General features: G+C 70.6%; 25 protein-coding genes and 1 other RNA gene. 15 read left to right on the top strand and 11 right to left on the bottom strand.

The features are described 5' to 3' along the window. The first annotated feature begins 81 nt into the window (after positions 1-81). The 3 genes from POL25_RS37360 to lysS (POL25_RS37350) all read left to right on the top strand — a co-directional run bounded on the left by POL25_RS37360 (position 82) and on the right by lysS (POL25_RS37350) (position 2,759). Complete coding sequence (locus tag POL25_RS37360; RefSeq protein ID WP_272087227.1) at positions 82-291, top strand: hypothetical protein; 210 nt, start codon at positions 82-84, stop codon at positions 289-291. Further along, a complete protein-coding gene (locus tag POL25_RS37355; protein ID WP_272087226.1) occupies positions 288-800 on the top strand; it encodes a hypothetical protein in 513 nt (170 codons plus the stop codon). Before POL25_RS37360 ends, POL25_RS37355 begins: the two co-directional genes overlap by 4 nt. A 318-nt stretch (positions 801-1,118) precedes the next feature. Beyond that, positions 1,119-2,759, top strand: a complete 1,641-nt coding sequence (gene lysS / locus POL25_RS37350; RefSeq protein WP_272087208.1) for a lysine--tRNA ligase — start codon at positions 1,119-1,121, stop codon at positions 2,757-2,759. 139 nt (positions 2,760-2,898) lie between these two features. Here the strand turns inward: lysS (POL25_RS37350) and POL25_RS37345 are convergent, their stop codons facing one another. Further along, complete coding sequence (locus POL25_RS37345; RefSeq protein WP_272087225.1) at positions 2,899-3,519, bottom strand: hypothetical protein; 621 nt, start codon at positions 3,517-3,519, stop codon at positions 2,899-2,901. Between the two features lie 148 nt (positions 3,520-3,667). Here POL25_RS37345 and POL25_RS37340 point away from each other — a divergent pair, with 148 nt between their 5' ends. Then, a complete protein-coding gene (locus tag POL25_RS37340; RefSeq protein ID WP_272091134.1) occupies positions 3,668-3,808 on the top strand; it encodes a hypothetical protein in 141 nt (46 codons plus the stop codon). Positions 3,809-4,207: 399 nt separating this feature from the next. Here the strand turns inward: POL25_RS37340 and lysS (POL25_RS37335) are convergent, their stop codons facing one another. The 4 genes from lysS (POL25_RS37335) to POL25_RS37320 all read right to left on the bottom strand — a co-directional run bounded on the left by lysS (POL25_RS37335) (position 4,208) and on the right by POL25_RS37320 (position 8,993). After that, positions 4,208-6,040 carry a lysine--tRNA ligase gene (gene lysS / locus POL25_RS37335; protein WP_272091133.1) on the bottom strand — a complete coding sequence of 611 codons (1,833 nt, stop codon included), beginning with the start codon at positions 6,038-6,040 and terminating at the stop codon, positions 4,208-4,210. A 202-nt stretch (positions 6,041-6,242) separates the two neighbouring features. Beyond that, positions 6,243-7,079, bottom strand: coding sequence for a hypothetical protein (locus POL25_RS37330; protein WP_272087209.1), 837 nt, complete (start codon positions 7,077-7,079; stop codon positions 6,243-6,245). Then, positions 7,076-7,789 (bottom strand): hypothetical protein, encoded by a 714-nt coding sequence (locus POL25_RS37325; protein ID WP_272087210.1) that lies wholly within the window; start codon positions 7,787-7,789, stop codon positions 7,076-7,078. Before POL25_RS37325 ends, POL25_RS37330 begins: the two co-directional genes overlap by 4 nt. Before the next feature lie 4 nt (positions 7,790-7,793). Continuing rightward, positions 7,794-8,993: a retropepsin-like aspartic protease family protein gene (locus POL25_RS37320; protein ID WP_272087211.1), complete on the bottom strand. Its 1,200-nt coding sequence runs from the start codon at positions 8,991-8,993 to the stop codon at positions 7,794-7,796. Positions 8,994-9,126: 133 nt separating this feature from the next. Between POL25_RS37320 and POL25_RS37315 the strand changes: the two genes are divergently transcribed. Continuing rightward, positions 9,127-10,260 (top strand): response regulator, encoded by a 1,134-nt coding sequence (locus POL25_RS37315; protein WP_272087212.1) that lies wholly within the window; start codon positions 9,127-9,129, stop codon positions 10,258-10,260. Between the two features lie 164 nt (positions 10,261-10,424). Here POL25_RS37315 and POL25_RS37310 read toward each other — a convergent pair whose 3' ends face one another. The 3 genes from POL25_RS37310 to POL25_RS37300 are packed head-to-tail and all read right to left on the bottom strand — an operon-like array spanning position 10,425 to position 11,669. After that, the gene (locus POL25_RS37310; protein ID WP_272087213.1) at positions 10,425-10,808 is read right to left on the bottom strand and encodes a hypothetical protein; all 384 of its coding nucleotides are present in this window, start codon (positions 10,806-10,808) and stop codon (positions 10,425-10,427) included. A gap of 24 nt (positions 10,809-10,832) precedes the next feature. After that, positions 10,833-11,132, bottom strand: coding sequence for a hypothetical protein (locus POL25_RS37305; RefSeq protein ID WP_272087214.1), 300 nt, complete (start codon positions 11,130-11,132; stop codon positions 10,833-10,835). Between the two features lie 27 nt (positions 11,133-11,159). Further along, positions 11,160-11,669: a Fur family transcriptional regulator gene (locus POL25_RS37300; protein ID WP_272087219.1), complete on the bottom strand. Its 510-nt coding sequence runs from the start codon at positions 11,667-11,669 to the stop codon at positions 11,160-11,162. 80 nt (positions 11,670-11,749) lie between these two features. Here POL25_RS37300 and xseB point away from each other — a divergent pair, with 80 nt between their 5' ends. Both xseB and POL25_RS37290 read left to right on the top strand, forming a co-directional pair. Further along, positions 11,750-12,082 carry an exodeoxyribonuclease VII small subunit gene (gene xseB / locus POL25_RS37295; RefSeq protein ID WP_373372074.1) on the top strand — a complete coding sequence of 111 codons (333 nt, stop codon included), beginning with the start codon at positions 11,750-11,752 and terminating at the stop codon, positions 12,080-12,082. Then, positions 12,066-12,926, top strand: a complete 861-nt coding sequence (locus tag POL25_RS37290; RefSeq protein WP_272091132.1) for a polyprenyl synthetase family protein — start codon at positions 12,066-12,068, stop codon at positions 12,924-12,926. Before xseB ends, POL25_RS37290 begins: the two co-directional genes overlap by 17 nt. Before the next feature lie 102 nt (positions 12,927-13,028). Here POL25_RS37290 and POL25_RS37285 read toward each other — a convergent pair whose 3' ends face one another. Both POL25_RS37285 and POL25_RS37280 read right to left on the bottom strand, forming a co-directional pair. Further along, positions 13,029-14,246: an ATP-grasp domain-containing protein gene (locus tag POL25_RS37285; RefSeq protein WP_272091131.1), complete on the bottom strand. Its 1,218-nt coding sequence runs from the start codon at positions 14,244-14,246 to the stop codon at positions 13,029-13,031. 11 nt (positions 14,247-14,257) lie between these two features. Then, the gene (locus POL25_RS37280; protein ID WP_272091130.1) at positions 14,258-15,478 is read right to left on the bottom strand and encodes an ATP-grasp domain-containing protein; all 1,221 of its coding nucleotides are present in this window, start codon (positions 15,476-15,478) and stop codon (positions 14,258-14,260) included. Positions 15,479-15,579: 101 nt separating this feature from the next. Between POL25_RS37280 and POL25_RS37275 the strand changes: the two genes are divergently transcribed. From POL25_RS37275 to POL25_RS37250, 6 genes are all read left to right on the top strand, one after another. Further along, a complete protein-coding gene (locus tag POL25_RS37275) occupies positions 15,580-16,503 on the top strand; it encodes a Type 1 glutamine amidotransferase-like domain-containing protein (protein ID WP_272091129.1) in 924 nt (307 codons plus the stop codon). Positions 16,504-16,511: 8 nt separating this feature from the next. Next, positions 16,512-17,669 carry an alpha/beta hydrolase-fold protein gene (locus POL25_RS37270; RefSeq protein WP_272091128.1) on the top strand — a complete coding sequence of 386 codons (1,158 nt, stop codon included), beginning with the start codon at positions 16,512-16,514 and terminating at the stop codon, positions 17,667-17,669. Between the two features lie 76 nt (positions 17,670-17,745). Further along, positions 17,746-19,263 carry an ATP-grasp domain-containing protein gene (locus POL25_RS37265; protein WP_272091127.1) on the top strand — a complete coding sequence of 506 codons (1,518 nt, stop codon included), beginning with the start codon at positions 17,746-17,748 and terminating at the stop codon, positions 19,261-19,263. Positions 19,264-19,368: 105 nt separating this feature from the next. Continuing rightward, positions 19,369-20,100, top strand: a complete 732-nt coding sequence (locus tag POL25_RS37260; RefSeq protein WP_272091126.1) for an esterase family protein — start codon at positions 19,369-19,371, stop codon at positions 20,098-20,100. Positions 20,101-20,152: 52 nt separating this feature from the next. Further along, on the top strand, positions 20,153-21,394 hold the full coding sequence (locus POL25_RS37255) for an ATP-grasp domain-containing protein (protein ID WP_272091125.1): 1,242 nt from the start codon (positions 20,153-20,155) through the stop codon (positions 21,392-21,394). Between the two features lie 512 nt (positions 21,395-21,906). Next, positions 21,907-22,263: a hypothetical protein gene (locus POL25_RS37250; protein ID WP_272091124.1), complete on the top strand. Its 357-nt coding sequence runs from the start codon at positions 21,907-21,909 to the stop codon at positions 22,261-22,263. 536 nt (positions 22,264-22,799) lie between these two features. Here POL25_RS37250 and ssrA read toward each other — a convergent pair. After that, positions 22,800-23,160, bottom strand: a transfer-messenger RNA (tmRNA) gene (gene ssrA, locus POL25_RS37245). 164 nt (positions 23,161-23,324) lie between these two features. On the opposite strand from ssrA, the gene POL25_RS37240 reads away from it, so the two are divergent. Continuing rightward, a complete protein-coding gene (locus POL25_RS37240; protein WP_272091123.1) occupies positions 23,325-24,236 on the top strand; it encodes a diguanylate cyclase domain-containing protein in 912 nt (303 codons plus the stop codon). A gap of 10 nt (positions 24,237-24,246) precedes the next feature. Next, positions 24,247-26,664 carry a transglycosylase SLT domain-containing protein gene (locus tag POL25_RS37235; RefSeq protein ID WP_272091122.1) on the top strand — a complete coding sequence of 806 codons (2,418 nt, stop codon included), beginning with the start codon at positions 24,247-24,249 and terminating at the stop codon, positions 26,662-26,664. Positions 26,665-26,763: the final 99 nt, after the last annotated feature.

The raw sequence follows: 26,763 nt of genomic DNA, 5'->3' as shown, positions 1-26,763 counted from the left end.
CGGCAGAAACTCCCGTGCCCGCCGCCGCCGAGGCGTTATCCTCCCAGCCTCCCCCGCCCAGGCCCCGCAGGAGACCACCGAATGAAGCGCATCCTCGTCTGCCTCGCCGCGTTCAGCCTGACCGCGGCTTGCAAGAAGTCCGCGGACACCGACAAGCCGTCCGACGACAAGCCCGCCACCACCGACGCCGACAAGCCGGCGCCCGTCACCACCGAGCCCGACCCCCCGCGATCGCCGAGGCCCGCGCCAAGTACATCGCCGGCCAGTACGGCCAGGTCATCGAGACCATGAAGCCGCTCGTCGACGACCTCAAGTCGAAGGAGAAGGCCCGCGCCTCCGGCCTCGGCGCTGCATGGTTGTCGCTCGCGCTCGCCGAAGACGTCGTCGAGAACGCCAAGGAGCCCGCCGACCACGCCCAGGCGATGGCCGAGCAGACCGGCGACCCCGAGGTGAAGATCGCCGCCAAGCTGGCTCAGGGCGCTTACAAGCTCAAGACCGAGGACTTCGCCGGCGCCGCCGCCGACTTCGAGGAGGCTTACAACCTCCAGAAGGACGGCCCCAACGCCGGCCTCGCCCTCGTCATGTACGGCAACACCAAGATCAACCTCGCCTTCGGCGGCGAGGACAACGCGATCGTCAACCCCGGCGAGCTCGACTCGGCCGCCTCGACCTTCGTCAAGGCCCAGCGCCTGGTCGAGAAGCAGCCGGGCAACGAGCTCCTCGGCGCCCGCGCGCTCGAGGGCCAGGCCGCCGTCGTCCGCTACAAGGACAAGAAGAACACCCCGAGGCGTGCCGCCTGATCGCCGAGGCCGCCAAGATCTACACCACCAAGGGCGCCGGCCAGCCCTTGATCGACGCGGCCAACGCGCTCCAGGACGAGGCCAACTGCGGCCCCGCCCCGGCCGCCGCGAAATGAGCCCGACGGCAGCGGTGCCTCACCGCTGCCCATCACGACCGCCGCCGCGCCGCCTCATCCGCGGCGCATGGCGCCGGGCCTGGACGGGCGCCGGGCCCTGCGCTCCGCGCCTGCGTCGTCGCTGCTTGCCGCTGCAAAGTCACCAGCGCTCGTGAGCGCGGGGCTTCTCGCCGCGTCGCGCATCTGCGACAACCTTTCGGCCATGGAGCCCGCAGCGGGTCAAGATCCGTACCTCAATCACTGGGCCGACGCGGCCGCCGCCAAGACTCTTGCCGCGCACGCGGACGCCAAGGTCGTCACCGTCGCCGCCGGCATCACGCCTTCGGGCGTCGTCCACGTCGGCAACTTCCGCGAGGTCATCACCGTCGACCTCGTCGCTCGGGCCCTGCGCGACCGCGGCGCCGACGTCCGCTTCATCTACTCGTGGGACGACTTCGACGTCCTGCGCAAGGTCCCGGCCGACATGCCGCAGCGCGACATGTTGAACGACAACCTGCGCCGCAGCATCAGCGCCGTGCCCGACCCCTACGGTGAGCACGACAGCTACGCCGGGCACAACATCGCCGCCTTCGAGAAGAGCCTCGCCCCGCTCGGCATCCAGCCCGAGTTCATCCGTCAGTCGCAGCGCTACCGCGCCGGCGCCTACGCCGAGGGCATCCGCCTCGCCCTCAAGCACGCCGCCGACATCCGCGCCGTCCTCAACAGCGTGCGCGACAAGACCACCGCCAACACCCGCCTCGAGGACGGCTGGCTGCCGCTGTCCGGCTTCTGCGACAACTGCGGCCGCGACACCCTCGCCTTCGCCGTCCAGGACGAGTGGACCGTTCATTACGACTGCAGCGCGTGCAAGCACGCCGCCGACGTCGACCTGCGCCAGGGCGGCAACCTCAAGCTCCCGTGGCGCATCGACTGGCCGATGCGCTGGGCCCACGAGCGCGTCTGCTTCGAGCCCGGCGGCAAGGACCACAGCACCGCCGGCGGCAGCTTCGACACCGCCAAGGACATCGTCCGCGTCGTCTACGGCTGGCAGGCCCCCGAGTACGTCGGCTACGACTTCGTGCGGATCAAGGGCCGCGCCGGCAAGATCTCGAGCAGCAAGGGCGACGTCGTCACCGTCTCCGACTGCCTCGAGATCTACGAGCCCGAGGTCCTGCGCTGGATGTTCGTCTCGTTCCGCCCCAACACCGAGTTCCAGATCAGCTTCGACCTCGACGTCATCACCCTCTACGAGAACTTCGACCGCACGCGCCGGATCGCCTACGGCGTCGAGCCGGCCAAGGACGCCCAGGCGCGCCTCGTCGCCCAGCGCACCATGCAGCTGGCCAGCGTCGACCACCGCCGGATCGGCGAGGGCGACGTCCTGCCGTTCGTGCCCGGCTTCCGCCACCTCAGCATGACGCTGCAGATCTTCGAGGGCGACCTCGACAAGACCGTCGCCTACTACGCCGAGGCGGGCCAGATCAACGGCGACGAGTCGCGCCGCCTGACCCGCCAGCGCGCCCGCTGCGTGTGGAACTGGATCGCCGAGTGGGGCCCCGACGAGTTCCGCTACCAGCTGCGCCGCGAGCCTAAGCTGCGCGAGCTGTCCGCCGACGAGGCCACCTGCCTCGCCCGCCTGCTCGCCCCGCTGCGCGGCCGCGAAGAGATCCGCGAGGACGAGTTGGTCCCGACCATGAAGACGCTGTGCGAGGGCACCGGCCTCGACAACAAGACCTTCCTCCCGGTCGTCTACGACCTGCTCATCGGCCGCGACAAGGGCCCCAAGCTGACCACGCTGATCACCGCGATCGGACCGGCCCGCGCCCTGTCCCTGCTCGCGCCGAGCCTGCCCGCCGGGACATGACCCCAAGGGCATGGTCCTTCGGACATGCTCCGAAGGACCTGTCCTCTCGAACACGAGGGCAGCAAGCACAGCCCTGGTGCGAACGGCCCTGCTACCGACGCCCACGCCCGGTCGCAGGAGCCTCGCAGGCGCTCATCCCTCACGCGGGCCACGCCGCGAGCACCGCCGCCTCGATCGCGCGCAGCCACTCCACGCAGCGCGTGGCGTCCTCCGCCCCGAGCCCGCGGACCCACGCCACGTGGTCGACGTACGGCTCCTCCGCCGCGATCGCCAGCGGGCACGCCAGCTCCGGCGCCACCAGCTCCGGCATCACCTCGCCGCGCTCCTTTAAAAAGGCTTTGAGCCGCTTCTCGCGCTCGGCCACGCAAAGCGTCAGCGTCTCGATCGCCGCCGCCAGCACCGCGCGCACGTCCTCGCGCGAGCCTGGCACCCGCGCCAGCCGCACCTGCCGGTACCACGCCAGCAGCGCGTGCAGCTGGGCGATGTAGCGGACCTGCCGGCGCGCCCGTGGTTCGGCCGCGTCGAGTTGGTCGGGCGCGTAGGCGATGTCGACCGCGCGCGGCGGCTGCACCATCAACCTGTCCTCCGGGACATCCTTGCGCACCACCTGGCCCGCGCCCGTCACCGCGCCGAAGCCGACCTCGCGCGGCCCGACCATCCCGCCCGCGCCGCCGAGGAAGATCCGTCGCTCGCGCAGCAGCACCCCGCGGGGCACGTCGCCGACCAGCGACGCCGTCGCCTTGTCCCCGCGCGCCCCCACGGCGTGAAGTTGAAGTGGATGAACCCGCTGCCGACCTCGGAGTGATCTTCGCGCGAAGTCCTCCGAGGTCGGCAGCGGGTTCATCCACTTCAACTTCACGCCGTGGGGGGCGCGCGGGGACAAGGCGACGGCGTCGCTGGTCGGCGACGTGCCCCGCGGGGTGCTGCTGCGCGAGCGACGGATCTTCCTCGGCGGCGCGGGCGGGATGGTCGGGCCGCGCGAGGTCGGCTTCGGCGCGGTGACGGGCGCGGGCCAGGTGGTGCGCAAGGATGTCCCGAGGACAGGTTGATGGTGGCAGCCGCCCGCGCGCGGTCGACATCGCCTACGCGCACCGACCAACTCGACGCGGCCGAACCACAGGGCGCGCACGGCAGGTCCGCTACATTCGCGCCAGCTGCTACGCGCTGCTGGCGTGGTACCGGCAGGTGCGGCTGCGCGGGTGCCAGGGCTCGCGCGAGGAACGTGCGCGCGGTGCTGGCGGCGGCGATCGAGACGCTGACGCTTTGCGTGGCCGAGCGCGAGAAGCGGCTCAAAGCCTTTTAAAGGAGGCGCGGCGAGGTGATGCCGGAGCTGGTGGCGCGGAGCTGGCGTGCCCGCTGGCGATCGCGGCGGAGGAGCCGTACGTCGACCACGTGGCGTGGGATTCCTGCGGGCTCGGGGCGGAGGACGCCACGCGCTGCGTGGTAGGCTAGCGCGCGAATCGAGGGCGGCGGTGCTCGCGGCGTGGCCCGCGTGAGGGATGAGCGCACTGCGAGGCTCCTGCGACCGGGCGTGGGCGTCGGTAGCAGGGCCGTTCGCACCAGGGCTGTGCTTGCTGCCCATCGTGTTCGAGAGGACAGGTCCTTCGGAGCATGTCCGAAGGACCATGCCACTTGGTGGTCATGTCCCGGCGGGCAGGCTCGGCGCGAGCAGGGACAGGGCGCGGGCCGGTCCCGATCGCGGTGATCAGCGTGGTCAGCTTGGGGCCCTTGTCGCGGCCGATGAGCAGGTCGTAGACGACCGGGAGGAAGGTCTTGTTGTCGAGGCCGGTGCCCTCGCACAGCGTCTTCATGGTCGGGACCAACTCGTCCTCGCGGATCTCTTCGCGGCCGCGCAGCGGGGCGAGCAGGCGGGCGAGGCAGGTGGCCTCGTCGGCGGACAGCTCGCGCAGCTTAGGCTCGCGGCGCAGCTGGTAGCGGAACTCGTCGGGGCCCCACTCGGCGATCCAGTTCCACACGCAGCGGGCGCGCTGGCGGGTCAGGCGGCGCGACTCGTCGCCGTTGATCTGGCCCGCCTCGGCGTAGTAGGCGACGGTCTTGTCGAGGTCGCCCTCGAAGATCTGCAGCGTCATGCTGAGGTGGCGGAAGCCGGGCACGAACGGCAGGACGTCGCCCTCGCCGATCCGGCGGTGGTCGACGCTGGCCAGCTGCATGGTGCGCTGGGCGACGAGGCGCGCCTGGGCGTCCTTGGCCGGCTCGACGCCGTAGGCGATCCGGCGCGTGCGGTCGAAGTTCTCGTAGAGGGTGATGACGTCGAGGTCGAAGCTGATCTGGAACTCGGTGTTGGGGCGGAACGAGACGAACATCCAGCGCAGGACCTCGGGCTCGTAGATCTCGAGGCAGTCGGAGACGGTGACGACGTCGCCCTTGCTGCTCGAGATCTTGCCGGCGCGGCCCTTGATCCGCACGAAGTCGTAGCCGACGTACTCGGGGGCCTGCCAGCCGTAGACGACGCGGACGATGTCCTTGGCGGTGTCGAAGCTGCCGCCGGCGGTGCTGTGGTCCTTGCCGCCGGGCTCGAAGCAGACGCGCTCGTGGGCCCAGCGCATCGGCCAGTCGATGCGCCACGGGAGCTTGAGGTTGCCGCCCTGGCGCAGGTCGACGTCGGCGGCGTGCTTGCACGCGCTGCAGTCGTAATGAACGGTCCACTCGTCCTGGACGGCGAAGGCGAGGGTGTCGCGGCCGCAGTTGTCGCAGAAGCCGGACAGCGGCAGCCAGCCGTCCTCGAGGCGGGTGTTGGCGGTGGTCTTGTCGCGCACGCTGTTGAGGACGGCGCGGATGTCGGCGGCGTGCTTGAGGGCGAGGCGGATGCCCTCGGCGTAGGCGCCGGCGCGGTAGCGCTGCGACTGACGGATGAACTCGGGCTGGATGCCGAGCGGGGCGAGGCTCTTCTCGAAGGCGGCGATGTTGTGCCCGGCGTAGCTGTCGTGCTCACCGTAGGGGTCGGGCACGGCGCTGATGCTGCGGCGCAGGTTGTCGTTCAACATGTCGCGCTGCGGCATGTCGGCCGGGACCTTGCGCAGGACGTCGAAGTCGTCCCACGAGTAGATGAAGCGGACGTCGGCGCCGCGGTCGCGCAGGGCCCGAGCGACGAGGTCGACGGTGATGACCTCGCGGAAGTTGCCGACGTGGACGACGCCCGAAGGCGTGATGCCGGCGGCGACGGTGACGACCTTGGCGTCCGCGTGCGCGGCAAGAGTCTTGGCGGCGGCCGCGTCGGCCCAGTGATTGAGGTACGGATCTTGACCCGCTGCGGGCTCCATGGCCGAAAGGTTGTCGCAGATGCGCGACGCGGCGAGAAGCCCCGCGCTCACGAGCGCTGGTGACTTTGCAGCGGCAAGCAGCGACGACGCAGGCGCGGAGCGCAGGGCCCGGCGCCCGTCCAGGCCCGGCGCCATGCGCCGCGGATGAGGCGGCGCGGCGGCGGTCGTGATGGGCAGCGGTGAGGCACCGCTGCCGTCGGGCTCATTTCGCGGCGGCCGGGGCGGGGCCGCAGTTGGCCTCGTCCTGGAGCGCGTTGGCCGCGTCGATCAAGGGCTGGCCGGCGCCCTTGGTGGTGTAGATCTTGGCGGCCTCGGCGATCAGGCGGCACGCCTCGGGGGTGTTCTTCTTGTCCTTGTAGCGGACGACGGCGGCCTGGCCCTCGAGCGCGCGGGCGCCGAGGAGCTCGTTGCCCGGCTGCTTCTCGACCAGGCGCTGGGCCTTGACGAAGGTCGAGGCGGCCGAGTCGAGCTCGCCGGGGTTGACGATCGCGTTGTCCTCGCCGCCGAAGGCGAGGTTGATCTTGGTGTTGCCGTACATGACGAGGGCGAGGCCGGCGTTGGGGCCGTCCTTCTGGAGGTTGTAAGCCTCCTCGAAGTCGGCGGCGGCGCCGGCGAAGTCCTCGGTCTTGAGCTTGTAAGCGCCCTGAGCCAGCTTGGCGGCGATCTTCACCTCGGGGTCGCCGGTCTGCTCGGCCATCGCCTGGGCGTGGTCGGCGGGCTCCTTGGCGTTCTCGACGACGTCTTCGGCGAGCGCGAGCGACAACCATGCAGCGCCGAGGCCGGAGGCGCGGGCCTTCTCCTTCGACTTGAGGTCGTCGACGAGCGGCTTCATGGTCTCGATGACCTGGCCGTACTGGCCGGCGATGTACTTGGCGCGGGCCTCGGCGATCGCGGGCGGGTCGGGCTCGGTGGTGACGGGCGCCGGCTTGTCGGCGTCGGTGGTGGCGGGCTTGTCGTCGGACGGCTTGTCGGTGTCCGCGGACTTCTTGCAAGCCGCGGTCAGGCTGAACGCGGCGAGGCAGACGAGGATGCGCTTCATTCGGTGGTCTCCTGCGGGGCCTGGGCGGGGGAGGCTGGGGAGGATAACGCCTCGGCGGCGGCGGGCACGGGAGTTTCTGCCGCGGCGGGCAAATTCGACCGGCTGTGGACGCGCACGTAGAGGTTGCCGTCGCCGCCCATCGAGCCGTAGACGAGGCGGGTCGGGTCGGGGTCGCTGCCGAACCGCTCGGGTTTGAACCGGCCGATGACCTCGATCTCGTCGCCGATGTAGAGGCCGGAGCCGGCCACGCGCGGACCGGTCTTCTCCTCGGGGGCGATGACTTCGGCGCGGTCGAGGTTCTCGAGCGTGAGGCGGCCGGTGGCGTCGCTGACGACGACGATCTCGGCGGCGACGGCGGCGTCACGCGGGGCGCCGCTGCGGTTGCGCCACACGCACTCGCGGCCCGGGGCGCCGCCGAGGTTGCCGTCGGCGGTGGTGATGACGCCGCGGATCATGATCGGCTGGGCGTCAGCGGCGGCGATCGGCGTGAGCAGGCCACGCTCGAGGGCGCGACCGACGAAGCCGGAGAACTGCGGGTCGCTGCGGATCGCGCCCTTCGGCATGCGGCGACCCTGAGGCTCGAGGTTGCGGGCGCTGCCGAGGCGCTTCGCCCGGAAGTTGCCGAGCATGTAGACGAGGATCGCGACCGGGATCAGGACGGCGAGGAAGACGTAGGACCACTCGAAGGTCGGGGCGGCTTCGACGGGCATGCGATCACCAGTACGCCTCGGCGAGCGCGAGGGTGAAGCCGAGCTTCTCGTGATCCTCGGCGACGGTCTTGCCCTCGACCAGCGAGCGACCGGAGCCGCCAGGCTCGATGCGGGCGATGCGGGCCCCGGCCATGCGCTGACCGTCGGAGAAGTGGACCTCGGGCAGCACGTTCTCGATCGCCACGGTGCTGCGGTTCTTGACCAGCAAGATCCACCGGATCCGTCCGAGCCAGATCTCCGGCGAGCCCTCGACCTCGATCTGGACCGCCGGGTAGATGTCGTAGGCGCGGTTGGCCCGGCCGTCGTGCGGGCGCGGCAAGAGCTTCATGCGCTCGGCCTGGTAGTCCATCTCGACCAGGAACTCGCGCATGACGTTGAGCCCGAGCAGGCCCTGCGAGCGGTCGTTGGCGCAGCCGTCACACACGCTGACGAGCAGGCCGTTGAGCTCGATGCCGCCGAGGCGCAGCACCGGCAAGTAGACCATCCGGCTCTCGCGCGGGCCGCTGGCGGTGTTGAACTGCAGCGTGGGCGCGTCGGCCGGGACCTTGAGCCCGAGCTTGGCGGCGGTCTCGGTGTGCACGGTGGTGAACGAGGCGCCGGTGTCGAACAGGTACGGCAGATCGAGGCGACCGCCGGGGCCCTCGAGCTGGACGTTCATGAGGATCGCGTTGCCGGCGGCGGAGAAGGGCACGGCGATCGCAGTGTTCGGCGCGGCGCCCGGCGCGAGGGTCACGGGCGTCGGCGCGGACTCGCTCGCTCTCGCCGCGGCGCGCGGCGCGGCGGGCGGGGCGAGGCGATCTGCGAGACCGTTGCCCACCGCACTGAGGATCCGCGCGACCTTGTGAGAATCACCGAAGCGTGTGCCAGCGAGGTCACCCTGGGCCCGGAGCGACTGGACCAGCAAACCCGGGATCACCTGAGTGCAGAGAAGGATCGCGCCGAGGTTCCACAGCAACGGCAGCCACATCATCGCCGCGGACAGGCGGCGGCCGTCGGTGCCGTACTTCCACACGGAGAGGGCGACCGGCAGGCCCAGAGTGACGACGAACGCGAGGATCCACAGCCACGGGGCCGATACACGGGCGTCGAGCTGAGCGGTCCGCGCGAGCGAAAAGTTGCACCACAGCGCGAACGGCACCACGAACATCGAGGCCAGGACGAGCGCAAAGGCGCCGAGCGAACTCAGCGCCGCGGACGCGGTCATGGCCGACCTGGCGTGCCTCGGTGCGCTGCGCGAAATGTTCACTTGCAGATACTATCTCGAGTGAGTGTCGTGGGGGCCAGTGAAGACTGTCGTTGGATCCTCGCGGGGAAAACCCGTAGGATGTGGCGACGGGATGGCTGACGCGCCGAAGCCTGCGAAGATCGCCACGTTCGGCGTGCGCTTCGAATCCTACGACGACTTCCTCGTAGAGTACACAGACAACCTGCGACGCGGGTTTCTGCTGCTCCCGGGCGTTCGTAATCTCGAGACGGGCCAGCCGGTGCGGGTCAAGCTGAGCCTGCCGAACCGCGCCATTTTGTACCTCAGCGGCACGGCGGTCGACCTCGGAGCCGACGGCGGCAAGGGCACGCTGATCCAACTGGCCGCGTTCACGGCCGAGCAGGAGCGGATCTTCGGCCTGTGCGTGAACTCGGTGCTCGACGCTTCGACGAGCCCGCAAGCCGAGCCGCCGCCGTCGCGCGCGCTCAACGTGCTGCTGGTCGACGACTCGCCGAGCGTGCGCGCGGAGATGGCTGCGGCGCTGCGCGAGCGCGGGCTCAACGTCACCACCGCGGACAACGGATTGATGGCGATCTCGGCCGCGCTCAAGAGCGAGCCGGACCTGCTGCTCACCGACGTCGAGATGCCCGAGATGGACGGCTGGACGCTGCTGCGGATGGCCCGCGGCCGCAAGAAGCTGGCCCACGTGCCGATCGTGTTCCTGACCGCGCTGTCCGACGACATGTCGCGCCTCCAGGGCTATCGCATGGGCGTCGACGACTTCCTGCCGAAGAACCTGTCCGCGGACGAGATCGTGGCCCGCCTGCAAGGCGTGGTCGCGCGCCGCACCGGCCTCGGGGCCGTGGAGAACCGCGGGCTGCGCGGCGACCTGCAGCACGTCCGCCTCGGCAGCGTGCTGTCGTTCCTCGAGGCCGAGAAGAAGACCGGCGACCTGCGGCTCGACAGCGGGCAAGACAGCGCGGTGCTGCGGCTGGTCCAGGGCGTGCTGCGCGACGTGAAGAACCTCGGCTACGCCGCCTCGGCGATCGACCGCGTGTTCGACCTGCTCGGCTGGGAGGGCGGACACTTCGAGTTCTTCACGCTCGAGCCGCGCGAGCTCGGCGACCTGTCGCTCGCGCCGCTGTCGGTGACGTGGCTGCTGATGGAGCACGCGCGCCGCGAAGACGAGGCCAACGAGAGCGCCCGCCGCGAGCGGCTGCTCAACGAGCGCGCCGGACAGTCGGGCTCGTTCGAGCAGGACCTTTGAGAGGTCCGCGAGGACATGTCCGTGAGGGCATGTCCGTGAGAGCATGCGCGTCGGGACAGGTCCCGAGGGACATGCCGTAAAAGACAGAGCGCCCGCCGGGCCGGTTCGGGCTCGGGGGCGCTCTGCGTTGCGAGCCGGCTCGGGCGCGAGCCGCTCGGGGGCGATCAGCGGGCCGGCTTGCCCTTGCCGGAGGTGTTGGCGGCCTTGGGCGCGGCGCCGTCGGTGCCGCAGGCGGCGTCGGCGATCCAGCGGCTGCCGGACTGATAGGGCTGGGTGTTGAGGATCAGCAGGTTGCCGCCGTTCATGCCGCAGTGCTCCCTGGCGAGGTCGACGGCCTCTTGCGCGGAGGGAGCCTTGCCGATGGCGGTGCCGAGCTGGGTGTACGCGGTGTCGCCGAGGGCGTCCCTGGAGGCGACGGTCTTGACCTGCGAGGCCGGCACGCGCGCGCCGGTGCCGTTGCCCTTGAACTTGCCGGAGTAACCGCCGGCGCAGGCGCCCAGGGCGAGGGCGAAGGAGAACAGGAGGAGAGAACGCGAGGCTTTGCGCATATGAGAGGCTCCGATGGTGCGGCGTCAGACGGCGGGGGGGCCGGGCAGATTTCCAGGGTGCGCGGCCGAACCGGGCCCCGACTGCATGACGCGGAGCGCGGGTGAACGCACGCCCTTCGGCGAGCCGGAGCCGGTGCCGTGGTCGTGCGGGGCCGACCCTGCCGCCTTTTCGCACGCGCTCGCGCCCTCGCAACGGGCACACGAGCCGCCGCACTCGCCCTTGCGGCGGACCAGCCAGCGGGCGGTCAGCCAGCCCGCGGCGAGCGCGACGGCGGCGAGCGCGGCGATCTGTTGCAGCAGGACCTGGAGATCGGCTTCGGGCATGGTGACGCGCAGCACAAACAGCGTACTTCAGTCGCTGAGCTTGCGCTGCTCCTCGTTGGGGCACCAGCCGCCCTTGATCCCGCGAGCCCTGGGGCAAAGGCCGTAGAGCTCGAGCCGATGGCGGACCAGGCTGAACCCGAAGCTGCGGGCGACCCGCTCCTGCTCGTGTTCGATGTCGTCGTTCTGGAACTCGAGCACGTGCTGGCACTCGATGCAGATCAGGTGGTCGTGGTGCTCGGTGTCACCGGCGGTCTCGTACATCGTCTGGCCGTCGCCGAAGCGCCGCTGGGCCGCGAGGCCGCACTCGGCGAGCAGCTTGAGCGTGCGGTAGACGGTCGCGTAGCCGATGCGCGGGTTCTCGGCGCGGCTGAGGTTGAGCAGCTCCTCGATGCTGATGTGGCCGTGGGCGGCGAAGAATTTCTGCGCGATGAGGTCGCGTTGACGGGTCGACTTGAGCTGCTTCTTGCTGAGATAGGCGTGGAACTGCCCCATCAAGCTCTCGAGGTCGGGCAGCCCAGAATGCCGACGGTCGTGCATCGGCAGGAAACCTATCGCGGCAAAGCCGCCGCGGCAAGCGTTGCGAGGCTGGATCTCCGGCCCGTATACTCCGCGGCCGCATGGCGTCCCCGGGCAAACCGAACCCATCCAAGCGCCCCGCAGCCGGGAAACCCGCCGACCCCGCGGCGGAGCCGGCGCGCGACGGCCCCGCCATCGATCAGGTGCTCGCCAGCCTCGAACGCGTGGTCGCCGAGCTCGAGGCCGGGGACCTCCCGCTCGAGACGGCGCTCCAGCGCTTCGAAGACGGCGTGCGACTCGCGCGGCGCGGCACGTCGCTGCTCGACGCGGTCGAGCAGCGGGTCGAGGTCCTGCTCGAGGGCCGCGACGAGGCGGTGCCGTTCCCGGGGGCCGGCGAAGCGGAAGAGAGTGACGACGATGACGAAAACTTTTGAGCTCAACGCCTACCTCGGCGAGCGCCGCAAGCTGGTCGACGAGGCCATCGTGCGCGCGCTGCCCGATGGCGGCGCCGGCGACCCCGGCCGCCTCAAGGAGGGCATGCGCTACGCGGTGCTGCAGGGCGGCAAGCGCATGCGACCGCTGGTGATCATCGCCGCCTGCGAGGCCGTCGGCGGCGCCGCCGAGGCCGCGCTGCCGGCCTGCTGCGCGCTCGAGATGGTCCACGCCTACTCGCTCGTGCACGACGACCTGCCGGCGATGGACAACGACCTCGAGCGCCGCGGCCAGCCGACGGTCCACGTCGCCTTCGGCCACGCCGGCGGGATCCTCGTCGGCGACGCCCTGCTCAGCCAGGCCTTCATGGCGCTGATGCGCGGGGCCGACCGCGTGCCGGCGGCCAACCTGGTCGCCGCGGCCCGCGTGCTCGCCCACCACTCCGGCGTCGACGGCATGGTCGGCGGCCAGGCGCTCGACCTGGCCCTCGGGCAAGACGCGCACGACCTCGCCGCGCTCGAGCAGGTCCACGCGCTCAAGACCGGGGCGCTGTACGCCGCCGCCGGCGCGCTCGGGGCCCTCTACGCCGGCGCCGACGCGGACACGGTGCAGTCGATGGAGACGTGGGGCCTCAAGTTCGGGATCGCGTTCCAGCACGCCGACGACATCCTCGACGACGACCAGAAGGCCCTGCGCGCGCAGGCGCTGGCCCGCGTCGACCAGCTCGTCGGCGAGTGCGACGCGCTCGCGGCCCCGCTCGGCGACAAGGCCGAGCCGCTGCGGGCGATCTCGAAGTGGGTCCGCGACCGCGCCCACGCGGCCGCGGCCGGCGTCAAGGCCGACTGAAGCCTGAACGAAGGGGCATGTCCACAAGGACATGCCCTTTCGCGCATGGAAAAAGGGACATGCCCGTTTGGGCATGTCCCTTCGTACACCTGCAGGCTCGGTTCAGGCGGCGTGGATCCGCAGGGTCGAGATGGCGAAGCGCATCATGTCCATGCAGGTGCGGAAGTCCGGGTGGCGCAGGATCATGAAGCCGTCGGACAGCAGGGTCTGGCGCCAGTCGCGGCGGTTGCTGCCGACCGGTAGCAGGTCGGTGACGACGAGGCTGGGGCCGAGGCGCTGCTGGATCTGGTCGAGGCCCTCGATGCGGCGGATCTTGCCCTGGCCGACGGCCCGCTTGAACAGCGCGGCGACGTGGTAGCGCCGCTGCGGCTTGGCCTCGAAGCTCTTCCAGCAGATCGCGCGGGCGGTCTCGCGGTAGAGGTCGAAGTCGTTGGCGAAGTTCATCTGGTCGACGAGCTTGCCGCCGGGCGAGCGGGCGGCGATCTCGCCGAACACGGCCTCGCCGTTGGGCTTCTTGTACCACTCCATGTGGGTGAAGCCGGTGGTCATGCCGAGCGCCTTGATGACCTTGCGCCCGAGCTCGATGCCGGGCATCAGCGCCGGCTGATAGGGGTCGCGGAAGACCACCTGGGCCGGCGTGATCCACTCGTTGTTGCGGCCCTCCATCGGCTTGGGGAAGTACTGGGCGACGCTCTCGAACACCGGCTCGCCGTCGATGCAGACGGTGTCGTAGGTGAACTCCTCGCCCTCGATGTACTCCTCGAGGTTGATCTCGGGGTGGCGCTCGACGGCGCCGAGGACCGCGCGCAGCTCGGCGTCGTCGCCGACGCGGTAGGTGTCGGCCGAGCCGGCGCCGGCGACCGGCTTGACGCACACCGGGTAGCCGATCGCGTAGGCGGCCTCGAACGCCTCCTTGGCGGTGCGGACGCGGGCGAACCGCGGCACGCGGAGGTTGGCGTCGAACAGCCGCTGCTTCATGATCGGCTTGTCGCGGAAGCCGATGGCGACGTCGGGGCTCATGCCTGGCATGCCGAGCTCCTGGCGCACGCGCGCCGCCAGCACGACGCACGGCTCCCACAGGCACTCGACGCGGTCGGGGCGGAACCGCCGGGCCGCCTGGACGATGTGGCGGACGGCCGAGTCCTCGTCGAACAGGCTGGGGATCTGCAAGTAGTCGCGGAGGTGCCGCTGGACCTTGGCCGGCAGCGCGGCCTTCGGCAGCTCGCCGACGCCGTAGACCTGGGCCCCGACCTCGGCGAGGCCGCGGGTGAAGTCCAGCATCTCTTCGGGATAGTGGGGGGAGATGAAGAGGACCTTCATGGACTGGCTCCTCAGCCGGCGCGGACCTTCACGGTGCGGCCGATGATCTCGAAGATCTCGCGCATCGCGTCGTAGTCGGGGTGACGCATCTGAATCCACGCGTTGGCCATGTAGCCGGCCTCGATCGGCTGGGTCGGCCAGCCGGCGGGCGGCAGGTGGGCGCGGCAGATGTACTGGCCGAAGCGGCGCTGGACGTCGTCGAGGCCCTCGTAGCCGCGGATCCGCCCGTCGCGGTCGGGCCGCAGGGCGATGATGCCGCTGGCGAACCGCCGCGACGGCCGCCGCTCGACCCGGCCGTGCACGACCGCGTTGGCCCACTCGCGGTAGATGTCGATGTCGTTGCCGTCGGCGTAGACGTCCCACTGACCGACGCCCGGCGGGCGCGAGCCGATCTCGGAGAACTTGAGGCCCTTGGGCCCGGAGAACCACTCCATGTGGGTCGCGGTGGTGCCGAGGTCCATCACCTCGATCACCTTGCGGCCCATCTCCTTGAGGTTGTCGTAGCCGGACCCGTCGAGGCGGTTGGTCGAGACGATGTACGGCGTGATCCACCGGTTGCGCATCGCGTCGAGCACGTTGGGGTAGTAGTGCGAGACGAACTCGAACACCGGGCGGCCGTCGATCGAGAGCGTGTCGTAGAAGCCCTCGTGGCCCTCGATGAACTCCTCGAGCGCGACCGAGGCGCCGCGGCCGACGTTCATCTCGCGGAGGGTCTGCACGAGCTGCGGCTCGGCGTCGACGCGCGAGGTGCCCGAGGCGCCGGCGCCGGCGCGCGGCTTGACGATCAGCGGGAAGCCGACCCGACGCGCGAAGGCCAGGCCCTCTTCGATCGTGTCGACGCCGGTCGACTGCGCGCACGGGATGTCGTGCTTGCGCAGGAACTCCTTCATCATCGGCTTGTCGCGGCACAGCATCGCCGACTGCACCGAAGGCCCGGGGATCTTGGTCGCCTCGCGCACCTTGGCGGTGGAGATGATGTGGGCCTCGATGGTGCACTCGAGGCGGTCGACCCACTCGCGCTTTTGGCAGCGCCGGACAGCGTCGTAGAGAGCACCTTCGTCGACCACCGAGGGCACCTGCTCGTAGCCGTGCAGCCAGCTCTTCAGTTCGTCGTCGAGCTGCGAAGGATGCGCTTCGCCGATCCCGGTCACGCGGGCGCCGACCGAATGCATGGCGCGGACAAAATGCCTCTGGTAAGAGGGAAAGTGCGGGGCGACGAACAGGACATGCATGACGAGATTGTACCCCTCCGGGCCGCCGATTGCGTCGAACGGGTCGACGCGATGAAGCCCCAGAGGGGCCTTACCACGGGCTCGCGCAGGAGAACAACTCCATGACCCGAGGCGTGCTCCTCGGCCCCCAACGCCTCCACCCGATCGTCGACAAGGCGGCCGACATGCTCGGCATCGACGGCCCGATCGCCGCCGTCACCGCGGGCTGGCAGGAGCGCGAGGACGAGGACCAGGAGCTGTGCGCCGCGTTCGGCAACCGGGCCGTCAACTTGATGCTGCACGCGCGGGCCGAGACGGCCTTCCGCGAGGACCCCGAGCTGTTCGCCGCCCACCGGGCCAAGCAGGACCGTCTGCGCCAGTTGCAGGACCTGTACCGCTTGCGGCTCGCCAGCCACCTCAAGGCGGCGCGGCGGGTCCAGCAGGCCCAGGCGCCGCGCGACCTCGTCGACGCCGAGTTGGAGGAGGCGGTCCAGGCCGTCCGCTTGCTCGACGCCCACCACGTGGTCAAGACCCAGCACATCCAGCGGGACTTCGATCGCAAGGTGAAGCCGCTCGAGCGGCCGGCGATCCTCAAGCAGCTCAAGGAGATCGAGGCGATCCTGGCCGACTGCGCCGGGGTGGCGATCGCCGGCGGGCACGTGGCGGTCCTCTATAACCGCCTGCGGCTGTTCGACCTCGGGCCACGTCTCGCCGACCTGCCGATCATCGCCTGGTCGGCCGGGGCGATGGTGTTGGCCAGCCGGATCGTGCTGTTCCACGACAGCCCGCCGCAGGGCCGCGGCAACGCCGAGGTCCTAGAAGGTGGGCTCGGGCTGTTCCCGGGCGTGGTCCCGCTGCCGCACGCGCGCCGGCGGCTCAACCTGCAGGACCCGGGGCGCATCACGGTGTTCGCCCGCCGGTTCGCGCCGGCCACCTGCGTGGCGCTCGACGAGCGCTGCTTCATCCACTTCGACGGCCCGCGCTGGAGCGCCGGGTCCAACACGTTCCAGCTCCGCACCGACGGCCACCTGGTGGCGCTGCACTGATGCCGGCCATGAACACCCGTCTGCACCCGCCCATGAAGCTGGCGATCCAGAGCTTCCTCGCGCACGGCCCGGTCGACGCGGCGGCGATCGACAAGTTCCTGCGCACGCACTCGTTCCCGCTGATCGAGGGGCGCAACGCGACGTTCGTCTACCGCGGCCCGGGCGACCAGGTGAACCTGCGCCACTGGGTGTTCGGCCTCGGCTCGTCGCAGCCGTTTACGCGGGTCGGCAGCAGCGACTTTTGGTACCACACGCTCGAGCTGCCGCCGCAGTCGCGCGTCGAATACAAGCTCGAGGTGATCCTCGGCGGCACCGGCACGTGGATCCGCGACCCGCTGAACCCCAACCTCGCGCACGACCCGTTCGGCGCCAACTCGGTGGCCCACGGCCAGGGCTATCGCACGCCCGGCTGGGCCGAACATGACCCGGAGGCCAGGCCGGGGACGATGATCGAGACCCAGCTCGAGGGCACGCCGCTCGGGACCCAGCGGGTCAGCATCTACTTGCCGGCCCGGTTCCGCGAGAGCCGCCGGTACCCGCTGCTCATCGTCCACGACGGCGGCGACTACATGCGCTACGCGGCGCTCAAGTCGGTGCTCGACAACCTGATCCACCGCCTCGAGGTCGCGCCGCTGGTGGCCGCGCTGACCCACCCGGGCGACCGCATCGGCGAGTACCCCAACAACCCGCTCCACGCGGCCTTCATCGCCGAGCACCTGCTGCCCTTCATGGAGAAGCAGTACCCGCTGTACGCGGCGCCCGCGGCGCGGTGCCTGATGGGCGCGAGCTTCGGCGGGGTCGCCTCGCTCTCGACCGCGTGGCGCTACCCGGGCACGTTCGGGCGGCTGCTCCTGCAATCGGGGAGCTTCGCGTTCACCGACATCGGCGAGAGCAAGCGCGGACCGGTGTTCGCCAAGGTCGTCGACTTCGTCAACAACTTCCGCGAGAACCCGGGCAGGCCGAGCGACAAGGTCTATCTCAGCTGCGGCACCTACGAGAGCCTCATCTACGAGAACCGGTCGCTGGTGCCGCTCCTCCAATCGACCGGCATGGAGGTCAAGTACGAGGAGGCGCGCGACGGTCATAATTGGGAGAACTGGCGCGATCGCCTGCGGAGCGGGCTCTCGTGGCTGTTCCCGGGGCCGCTGTGGATGGTCTACGAGTAGCCGACGGCGCTGGCGCCGGCCCTTGCAAACTGGGGCGAATTTGGCAAGAGTCGCGGCTGCCGTAGGAGAAGCCGACATGGCCAACGTCACCAAGAACATCGGATTGTCCCTCGGGGCCGACCTGTGCTGGCCCGCTTGCTATGAGGAGATCGTCAATCGCCTCGATCTCAGCATCCCCTCGGGCGAGGACGCGATCAGGTTCCACGTCGAGCGCGTCAGCGTCGAGCCGTTCAACCTACGTCAGCCTGTCCGCTACGACATGGTTCTCGATCGCCTGACGCACTGGTTCCATACCAGCCGCGAGTGGATCAAGAAGGCCGTGGTGATGGACGGCCTCTACGTCCTCAACAATCCGTGGTCGCTCCAGTCGATGGAGAAGCACACGACCTACTCGGCGATGATGGCCCTCGGCATGCCGATCCCCGAGACGTGGATGGTGCCGCCGCGCGAGCTCTCGCCCGACAACCCCGACATCTACCCGATGCTCGAGCGCTACGGGCGGAAGTTCGAGCTGGCGGAGATCGGCGAGAAGCTCGGCTATCCGCTGTTCATGAAGCCCTACGACGGCGGCGCGTGGGTCGGGGTCACCAAGATCAACAACACCCAGCAGCTGCTCAAGGCCTACGAGCAGAGCGGCCGGCGGGTGATGCACCTGCAGCGCGCGGTCGACCCGTTCGACCTGTTCGTGCGCGCGATCGGCATCGGCCCGCAGGTCCACATCGTCCGCTACGACCCCGACGCGCCGCTGCACGACCGCTACAAGGTCGATTTCTTCTTCGTCGACGGCGAGGAGTGGAGCGTCCTCCAGGACACCTGCCTCACCATCAACGCGTTCTTCGGCTGGGAGTTCAACTCGTGCGAGTCGCTGCGCAAAGAGGGGACCTTCTACCCGATCGACTTCGCCAACGCGTGCCCCGACTTCCAGGTCACGTCGCTGCACTTCCACTTCCCCGAGCTGGTCAAGAACATGATCCGCTGGTCGCTGTTCTGCGCGGCGACCGGGCGCAAGAAGGCGCTCAACCTCGACTGGGCGCCGTTCTTCGAGATCGCCAAGAAGGACCTGCCGTACCGCGAGCGCCTGGCCGGCTACGCCAAGATCGCCCGCGAGCGGATGGAGCACGACCGCTTCCAGGAGTTCGTCGCCAAGCACCTGACGCACCTCGACGAGGTCACGTGGGAGTTCTTCGGCACCGACACCGCCAAGGGCTTCGTGCGCCAGAAGGTCGCCGCGCTGTTCCCCGCCCACGAGGTGGAGGCGTTCACCGACCACTTCTTCGGCCTGATCCAGTTCTGGCGCAAGTGCGAGGCTGACCGCATGAACACGGCCAAGGAGCAGGCGACGGCCGCCGCTGCCGCGCCCGAAGTCGTGACCACGCCCGAGGCCGTGCGCACGCCCGAAGTCGTGACCACGCCCGAGGCCGTGACCACCACGCCCGTGACCACCACGCCCGAGGTCGCCACGCCCGAGGTCGCCACGCCGACCGAGAAGGCGCCGGCGGCCGAGGTCGCCGCGCAGCCCGAGCCGGCCGCGTTCGCGCCGCTCAAGCCCGCCGCCCCGCCGAAGGGCGGCAAGGGCAAGAAGGCCAAGAACTAGCCTGTGTCGAAGGACATGTCCCAAAGAACCGGTTCGACCGGCCCCGCGCGACGGGGTCGGCGCCGGCCACCCGGCCCGCCTCGCGGTGCCTCCTCAACCATGGCCATGGATAAGAGTCGCTCGACCTGGTACTCGTCGCGCCTCCGTCAGGAGGTCTCCTTTGCGCGCTGGGGCAGCTACGGCCGCCCTGTGCTCCTGTTCCCGACGGCCGGGGGCGACTGCGAGGAGTGCGAGCGGATGCTGATGATCCGCGCCCTCTCGCCGCTCATCGACGCCGGCCGGATCAAGGTCTACTCGCCCGACAGCACGGCCGGGAAGAACTGGATCCGCGACGACCGCTCGCCGCAGCAAAAGGCGTGGCTGCAGAACCAGTACGACGCGTTCGTCGCCGAGGAGCTGGTGCCGGCGATCCGCACCGACTGCCAGACGCCCGACATCGAGATCATCACCGCGGGCGCGTCGATCGGGGCGCTCAACGCGGTCGCCTCGCTGATCCGCCACCCGGACGCGTTCGCCCTGGCGATCGGCATGAGCGGCACCTACAACCTCACCGGCTGGATGGACGGCGTGCACACGCTCGACCTCCACTACTTCTCGCCGATCCACTTCGTGCCGACGCTGCCGGAGGGCCCGCAGCTGGCCCGCCTGCGCACGCGCCTGGCGATCCTCGCGGTCGGCGAGGGCCGCTGGGACCGGCCGGGCAACTCGTGGGAGATCGCCAGCGTGCTCGGCCGCCGCGGCGTGCCCAACCGCGTCGACCTGTGGGGCGAGGACCACGACCACGACTGGCCGACCTGGCGCGAGATGCTGCCGAAGTACCTGGCCGAGCACTCCTGAGCCTGTCCGTAGGTTCCTGTCCCGAAGGACCTGCGCGAAGAGACATCCGATCATGCCCGCCGTCATCTTCATCGCCCCCTTCAACCTCCCGGCGACGATGCGCTTCGTGCACGCGGTGGCGTCGCTGCCGAACGTGCGCCTGGGGCTGATCTCGCAGGAGCCGCTCGACCGGATCGCGCCCGAGGTGCGGCGCCGGCTGGCGGCGTTCGAGCGGGTCGCCGACGCGCTCGACGTCGGCCACCTCGAGGGCGCGGTCAAGACGGTGGGGCACCGCCTCGGCGGGGTCGACCGCCTGCTCGGCACGCTCGAGCAGCTGCAGGTCCAGCTCGGTCAGCTGCGCGACCGCCTCGGCATCGAGGGCATGGGCGAGGAGGTGTCGCGCAACTTCCGCGACAAGGCGCGCATGAAGGACGTGCTGCAGCGGGCCGGAGTCCCGTGCGCGCGCCACCGAAGGATCACCTCGGCCGGCGAGGGTTGGGCCTTCGCGCTCGACGTCGGCTACCCGCTGATCTTGAAGCCGCCCGACGCGGCCGCGGCCAAGGGCACGTTCCGCGTCACCGACGCCGAGACGCTGCACCACGCCCTGTCGGCGCTGCGCCCGTCGCCCGAGCGCCCGGCGGTGGCCGAGGAGTTCGTGACCGGCCGCGAGCGCTCGTTCGAGACGGTGACGATCCAGGGCAAGCCGGTGTGGTTCTCGTCGACGCTGTACGATCCGCCGCCGCTGCACGTGCTCGAGAACCCGTGGATTCAGTGGACCGTGATGATGCCGCGCGAGGAGGAGACCGAGGACACCCGGCTCGCGCGCCCGCACGCGCTGGCGGCCCTGCAGGCGCTCGGGATGGGCACCGGTCTGTCGCACATGGAGTGGTTCCGCCGCGACCGCCCGGGCGGCCCGCCGGTGGCGATCTCCGAGGTCGGCGCGCGCCCGCCCGGGGCGCAGATCGTCAGCCTCAACTCGTACGCCCACGACGTCGATTTTTACGAGCGCTGGGCCCGACTGGTGGTGCTGGATCAGTGGGACTCGCCGGTGCGCAAGTACGCGGCCGGGGTGGCGTTCTTCCGCGGTCAGGGCAAGTCCCGCCCGGGCGCCCGCGTGGTCGCGCTCCACGGGTTGAACGAGGCCCAGCGCGACCTCGGCTCCCTGGTGGTCGACGTGAAGCTGCCGCAGATCGGTCAACCCCGCGCGGACTCCTACGACGGCGAGGGCTACGCGATCCTGCGTCACCCCGACACCGAAGTGGTGGCCCGCGCGCTGCGCCGGCTGATCTCGACGGTGCGCGTCGAGCTCGGCTGAGCTGTACCTTCGGGCTCTTCTGCTCAAAGAGCATGTCCTGAGGGGCATGCTCCGGGGGACATGCTTCAAAGAGCATGTCCTGAGGGGCATGTTCCGAGGGACATGCGTAAACGTGGTGGTGCTCGTGTGGGTCGCTCGGGCTCGAGTGAATCGAGTTCGTCAGGCTGTTCCTGCCCTGGGCCCTCCGGCGCGGCTCGACGTGTCCTCATGCGCAGGGCTTTTGGACCATGCCCTTTAAAACATGTTTTAAAGGACATGCGAGCTGCGCGCCTCCGCGCGGGCCTTGGCGCGGCAGGTGCGGCCTGTGCGGTTTGCTCGCGCGAGCGGGCTCAAGCGCGGACGCGCGAATCCTGCTTCTGCATGGCCGCAGAGCCCCGTCGGTCGCGCGTTCCGGCGGCGGTCTCGGGCTTATCCCCAGCGCGAGGCACAGCCGGCTCGCGGGCTTGTCGGCGATGGCGCTTGACGGCGTGGGTGCCGGCCGCTGTTAAATGCTGTCTGATCGGAGGCGACCGATGCGTGCTTACGAGGCCTGGGAGCAGCTCGACTTTGCGACCTTCATGACCCCGGAGACCCGGAAGGTCGCCCGCACCGCGCCCGCCGCGACGCTCGAGATGCACGTATACGGCGAGGACTTCGCGCTGGTGCGCGTCCGGGACGGTTTTTACGCCGACGAGCGCCGGGTCTTCTACGTCTCGCGGGGACGCGTGTACCTGCTCCGCTCGCCGCGTCTGCGCCCGGGCCAGGGTTTTCGCCGGATCACCGCCTTGCCCGCGGCCGCCCAGAGCGTGGACGAGGCCTGCTTCGACCCCGACGACCCCGGCGACCAGGCGCTGTTCGCCGTGGCCGACTGCATCGACGGTATCTCCTGAGAGATTCGAGGCCGAGAGCCGACGCGGTGTCCCGGGCAGGGTCGGGGACCTGGAAGCCGATCGCGGCAAGCGCTCGGCTGTCGGGGATGCCGGCGCCGTGAAGCAGCAGCAGCAGTTCCAGCAGCCGCAGCAGCGGCCGCCGACGACAACAGCCTCGAGGCCAAGCTGCGCAAGCTCAAGGCCGCGTTCGAGGCCGAGCTCCTCACTAAGAGGAGTACAAGGCCAAGCGCGCCAAGCTGCTCGAGGCCGTTCGCGGCGGCTCAGTTTGGGGCGACCAGGAGCGTCCCCAGCCAGCGCGCCCGTCACGGCCGCGAATCTCAGCTCGGCCGGTCGCGGCAAGACTAGCGAGGCGCTGCCGTGGGCGAGCCGGATACCCGGCTGCGGCAAACTCGCTCTCGAAGCCGCGGGCGACCAAAAAAGTACGCCCCGCTCAGACTGCCGTGGGGCGGGTCTGCCAGCGGGGCGGCATGGTGGACGAGACCTTGCTCGTTACCGTGCGAAAAAAGGTTGGCCGGACTCGGTTGCCGAGTCCGGCCGAGTGGAGGCGCCGGGAGTTGAACCCGGGTCCGCGAGCCATCCGGTGGGACCACTACGTGCGTAGCCGCTGAATTTGATTTAGCTCCGGAGCATGCCCACGGCAGGCCCTCTCCGTCGCGATCCCCTCATTTCGCACGAGCGCTCGGGGCGAGGCGCTCACGCTAGCTCCGGTAATCACACCCCCGTCCCTATCGGAGCCTCTGGGGGGGGGATGTCGCGGGTTCTTACGCCGCGAGGGCCATCTGGCCGTAGCTGTTGTCGTTGGCAGCTATGATTCCCACTCATTTTTACGTGGCTGAGTGAGCAGCCCCGGCACGCAATCCATCACGTTCAGAACCCCCGTCGAAACCTGACACCCCCGTGAGTGGTTGGACTTTCGCCGCGACGACGGGCGCCGCGGTGAATCACGAGTATGGGGCGGCCACCCGGCCCGCGCAAGCCCTCCAGCGCGCGCCGCGGGCGCCCCGGCCTGGAAGGGCCCAAATGTTGCCCCGCGGGGCCGGCGGGCCCTACGATGCCGGCCAGTGGCCGCCGCGCCCGGACGATTTCAGGCTCCCGACCGCGCCTCCGACAAGGAGGCGCCGCGGAAGGCGTTCGTCGTGGTGCTCGCGGGCGACCGCATGGGCGAGATGTTCGAGCTCGACCCCAAGTACACCACGATCGGCCGCGGGCTGACGGCGACGGTGCGGGTCAACGACGAGGGAATCTCGCGCACCCACGCGGCCGTAACGGTCGACAAGGGCGTGTACTACCTGTCCGACGCCGGCTCGACCAACGGCACCTTCGCCAACGGCGAGCGCGTCGATCGCTACGCGCTGCGCGAGGGCGACAAGATCCAGCTCGGGGCCGCCAGCGTGCTCCGCTTCACCTTCCACGAGGACACCGACGACGACCACCAGCGCGAGCTGTACGAGTCGACGCTGCGCGACCGCCTCACCGGCCTGTTCGCCCGCGGTTACTTCTTGAATCGGCTCGAGAGCGACGTCGCCGTGGCGCTGCGGCACGGCAAGCCGCTGGCGCTGGTCCGCTTCGAGGTCGACGGCTTCGCCGGCGTGCGCGCGAGCGTCGGCGACGCGACCGCCGACCAGGTCCTGCGGGCCATGTGCCTGACGATCGTCGAGAGCACCCGCAGCGACGACCTGCTGGCCCGCCTCGGTGACGAGGACTTCGCCTTCCTGTGCCGCGACGTCGACGCCATGCGGGCCTCGCGGGCCGCCCGGCGGCTGCGCGAGACGATCGCCGCGCGCGAGCTGCCCGGCGCCGATGCGACGCACGTGACGCTGTCGCTCGGGGTCGCCGACCTGGCGCTGCTGCACGAGCCGACCGCCGACGCGCTGATCAAGGCCGCCGAGGTCGCGCTGACGATCGCCCGCCGCGCCGGTGGTGATCGCGTCGAGATCTACGACCCAGAGAACGAGCCGACGCGGCTGGTCTAAGGAGCAGGTGATGCAACGCCTTTCGAATCGCGGCCCGGTCGCCCTGCTCGTCCTGATGAGCCTGTCCTTTGGGGCATGTCGCGGCGAGTCCACCCCGCCGCTGTTCACCGGCGACCTCGGCCGGCAAGACAGCGAGCCCGACAAGGACGCCAAGAAGGACCCGCCGACGGTCGCCGAGCCCGAGCGCAAGCTGTGGTTCTCCAGCGGGCCCGGGCGCGACGCCATCCTCGCGCGCGAGCGGCAGAACTTCCCCGCCGCGGTCAAGCTGCTCGACGAGGTGCTGCAGGACGGCGCGCTCGCGGCCGACGACCGCGGGGCGGCGCTGTGGCTGCGCGCGCTCGAGGACCTGCGGGCGCAGAAGTACGCCGAGGGCGCCAGGCGGCTGGCCGAGGCCCGCACGGCGCCCGGGCTGTCCGCGGTCGCCCCGCGCCTGCGCCTGCTCGAGTCCCAGGCGTGGCTGGACGCCGGCATGCCCGACAAGGCCGTGGCGCCGCTCGCCGGCCTGGTCGAAGCCGCGGCCGGCACCGCGATCGAGCCGGCCGCGACGATCACCGGCGCCGACGCCAAGGCGCGCACCGGCGACCGCGCCGGCGCGCTGGCGCAGTACGCCGGCTTCCTGGCCAAGTTCCCCGAGTCGCCGCGGCGGCACGAGGTGCGGGCCAAGCGGGCCCGGCTGCTGGCCGAAGGCGAGGCGCCCGAGGAGCTGCGCGAGGCGATCGAGCTCTACGAAAAATTGCTGCTCGACGTGCCGCTGTCCGACTACGGCAGCGAGGCCGAGGAGCGGCTGCCGGCGCTGGCGCAGAAGGTCGGACTGCGGCGCAGCTTCACCGAGGACCGCGACGCCATGCGTCAGCGCCAGCTGGCGAAGATCCGCGATCAACTGGCGCGCAGCCGCTACGCCGCGGTCCTGCGCGACGTCGACGAGTTCCTCGCGCTGCAGCCGCCCGAGGCCGACCGCTGCGAGGCGCTGTTCCTCAAGGGCACGGCGATCTTCAAGCAGCGCAAGCGGGCCAAGTCGCGCCCGGTGTTCGAGTCGGCGGCGATGGCCTGCCGCAAGGCCGGGCCTGTCCGCAAGGACACCCTCGTCAAGGCCCTCTACCAGGCCGGTCGCGGCCGCTACGCCGAGGGCGAGTACGAGCGCGCGGCCAAGCAGTTCACCGCGGTCGCCGACGAGTTCCCTGACCACAGCTACGCCGACGACTCGCTGCTGCTGGCCGGCGAGTCGTGGGCCGAGAAGAGCGACAAGCCGCGCGAGCGGCAGGCCTACGAGCGCATGCTGGGCGAGTTCGCCGGCGGCGACATGGCGTTCGAGGCGCGGCGCCGGCTGCTGGTGCTGGCGCTGACGCAGGACCGCCCGGCCGACGCGCTCAAGCTGGCCGACGACGGCCTCGCCGGCAAGGGCCTCGACCTGCGCGACCGCGCCAAGCTGCACTACTTCCGCGGCCGCGGCCTGCACCGGCTCGGCCGCGCCGACGATGCCGTGACCGCCTGGCTCGACGTCGTCGCCACCGCGCCGCTCAGCTATCCTGGCCTTCAGGCTATGTCGCGCCTGCGCGAGGCTGGCGACGAGCCGCTCGCGCGCGGGATCGCGGCGCTCTCGAAGGCGGCCGATCAGTCCGCCCCGCGCCTCGACCTGCCGGCCACGCCCGCGGCCGAGCGCGCGCTGCTGCTGGCCCGCCTCGGCCTCGGCGACGAGGCCCGCGAGGAGCTCAGCGAGGCCAAGATCGACGGCTGGCCCGCGGCCGCGGTGCTGGCCCAGGCCGGGCTCTACGGCGAATCGCAGCGGCTGCTCGGCGCGCTCGGCAGCAGCTGGCGCCAGAGCCCGCCCGGGGTCGCCAACCGCGAGCTGTGGACGATCGCCCACCCGCTGGCGTTCTCCGACCTCGTGCGCGCCGGCGAGGGCGCCCACCAGGTCCCGTGGTTCCTCACCTTCGCCATCATGCAGACCGAGAGCCGGTTCGAGCCGGGCGTGACGTCGTGGGCCGGCGCGCGCGGCCTCGTGCAGCTGATGCCGGCGACCGCGAAGGACCTCGCGCGCCAGGCCGGCGTCGAGAGCTTCAACGACGCCCGCCTCCACGACCCGTCGCTCAACCTCGACCTCGGCACGCTCTACCTCGGCAACCTGGTCCGTCGCTACGGCGGCGACGAGGCCGCGGTGCCGCTGGCGATCCCCAGCTACAACGCGGGCGCCGGCGCGGTCGACAAGTGGCTCGAGAAGCGCAAGGACTGGGACTTCGACCTCTTCATCGAGGCCATCCCCTACGACGAGACCCGCGCCTACACCCAGTCGGTGCTCGAGCGCTGGCTCAGCTACCGCTGGCTGCACGCGCCGGCCGAGTTCACCCCGGCCCAGCGCCTGCCCTACGTGCCGCTGACCCTGCCGAGCCGCGCCCGCGGCGTCGCGCCGGGGCCGATCGATCACGGCTGAGCGCGGCGTGCCGAAGGGACATGCTCGAAAGGGCATGCCCCTTCGCGCATGCTCGAAAGAGCATGTGCCCGGGGACATGCTCTAAAGAACACCTCGATG

The organism is Nannocystis bainbridge, from assembly GCF_028368995.1.
Taxonomy (GTDB): domain Bacteria; phylum Myxococcota_A; class Polyangia; order Nannocystales; family Nannocystaceae; genus Nannocystis; species Nannocystis bainbridge.
The sequence above is the reverse complement of the archived record's forward strand: the minus strand, read 5'-3'. Positions and strand labels throughout refer to the sequence as shown.

Coding starts and splice junctions, on each gene's coding strand:
- POL25_RS37355 (WP_272087226.1), top strand. CDS start 288: ATGAAGCCGCTCGTCGACGACCTCAAGTCGAAGGAGAAGGCCCGCGCC.
- POL25_RS37270 (WP_272091128.1), top strand. CDS start 16,512: ATGAACACCCGTCTGCACCCGCCCATGAAGCTGGCGATCCAGAGCTTC.
- POL25_RS37265 (WP_272091127.1), top strand. CDS start 17,746: ATGGCCAACGTCACCAAGAACATCGGATTGTCCCTCGGGGCCGACCTG.
- POL25_RS37280 (WP_272091130.1), bottom strand. CDS start 15,478: ATGCATGTCCTGTTCGTCGCCCCGCACTTTCCCTCTTACCAGAGGCAT.
- POL25_RS37235 (WP_272091122.1), top strand. CDS start 24,247: ATGCAACGCCTTTCGAATCGCGGCCCGGTCGCCCTGCTCGTCCTGATG.
- POL25_RS37310 (WP_272087213.1), bottom strand. CDS start 10,808: ATGCGCAAAGCCTCGCGTTCTCTCCTCCTGTTCTCCTTCGCCCTCGCC.
- lysS (WP_272087208.1), top strand. CDS start 1,119: ATGGAGCCCGCAGCGGGTCAAGATCCGTACCTCAATCACTGGGCCGAC.
- POL25_RS37255 (WP_272091125.1), top strand. CDS start 20,153: ATGCCCGCCGTCATCTTCATCGCCCCCTTCAACCTCCCGGCGACGATG.
- POL25_RS37260 (WP_272091126.1), top strand. CDS start 19,369: ATGGATAAGAGTCGCTCGACCTGGTACTCGTCGCGCCTCCGTCAGGAG.
- POL25_RS37315 (WP_272087212.1), top strand. CDS start 9,127: ATGGCTGACGCGCCGAAGCCTGCGAAGATCGCCACGTTCGGCGTGCGC.
- xseB (WP_373372074.1), top strand. CDS start 11,750: ATGGCGTCCCCGGGCAAACCGAACCCATCCAAGCGCCCCGCAGCCGGG.
- POL25_RS37300 (WP_272087219.1), bottom strand. CDS start 11,669: ATGCACGACCGTCGGCATTCTGGGCTGCCCGACCTCGAGAGCTTGATG.
- POL25_RS37330 (WP_272087209.1), bottom strand. CDS start 7,079: ATGAAGCGCATCCTCGTCTGCCTCGCCGCGTTCAGCCTGACCGCGGCT.
- POL25_RS37285 (WP_272091131.1), bottom strand. CDS start 14,246: ATGAAGGTCCTCTTCATCTCCCCCCACTATCCCGAAGAGATGCTGGAC.
- POL25_RS37325 (WP_272087210.1), bottom strand. CDS start 7,789: ATGCCCGTCGAAGCCGCCCCGACCTTCGAGTGGTCCTACGTCTTCCTC.
- POL25_RS37320 (WP_272087211.1), bottom strand. CDS start 8,993: ATGACCGCGTCCGCGGCGCTGAGTTCGCTCGGCGCCTTTGCGCTCGTC.
- POL25_RS37305 (WP_272087214.1), bottom strand. CDS start 11,132: ATGCCCGAAGCCGATCTCCAGGTCCTGCTGCAACAGATCGCCGCGCTC.
- POL25_RS37360 (WP_272087227.1), top strand. CDS start 82: ATGAAGCGCATCCTCGTCTGCCTCGCCGCGTTCAGCCTGACCGCGGCT.
- lysS (WP_272091133.1), bottom strand. CDS start 6,040: ATGGAGCCCGCAGCGGGTCAAGATCCGTACCTCAATCACTGGGCCGAC.
- POL25_RS37275 (WP_272091129.1), top strand. CDS start 15,580: ATGACCCGAGGCGTGCTCCTCGGCCCCCAACGCCTCCACCCGATCGTC.
- POL25_RS37290 (WP_272091132.1), top strand. CDS start 12,066: ATGACGAAAACTTTTGAGCTCAACGCCTACCTCGGCGAGCGCCGCAAG.
- POL25_RS37250 (WP_272091124.1), top strand. CDS start 21,907: ATGCGTGCTTACGAGGCCTGGGAGCAGCTCGACTTTGCGACCTTCATG.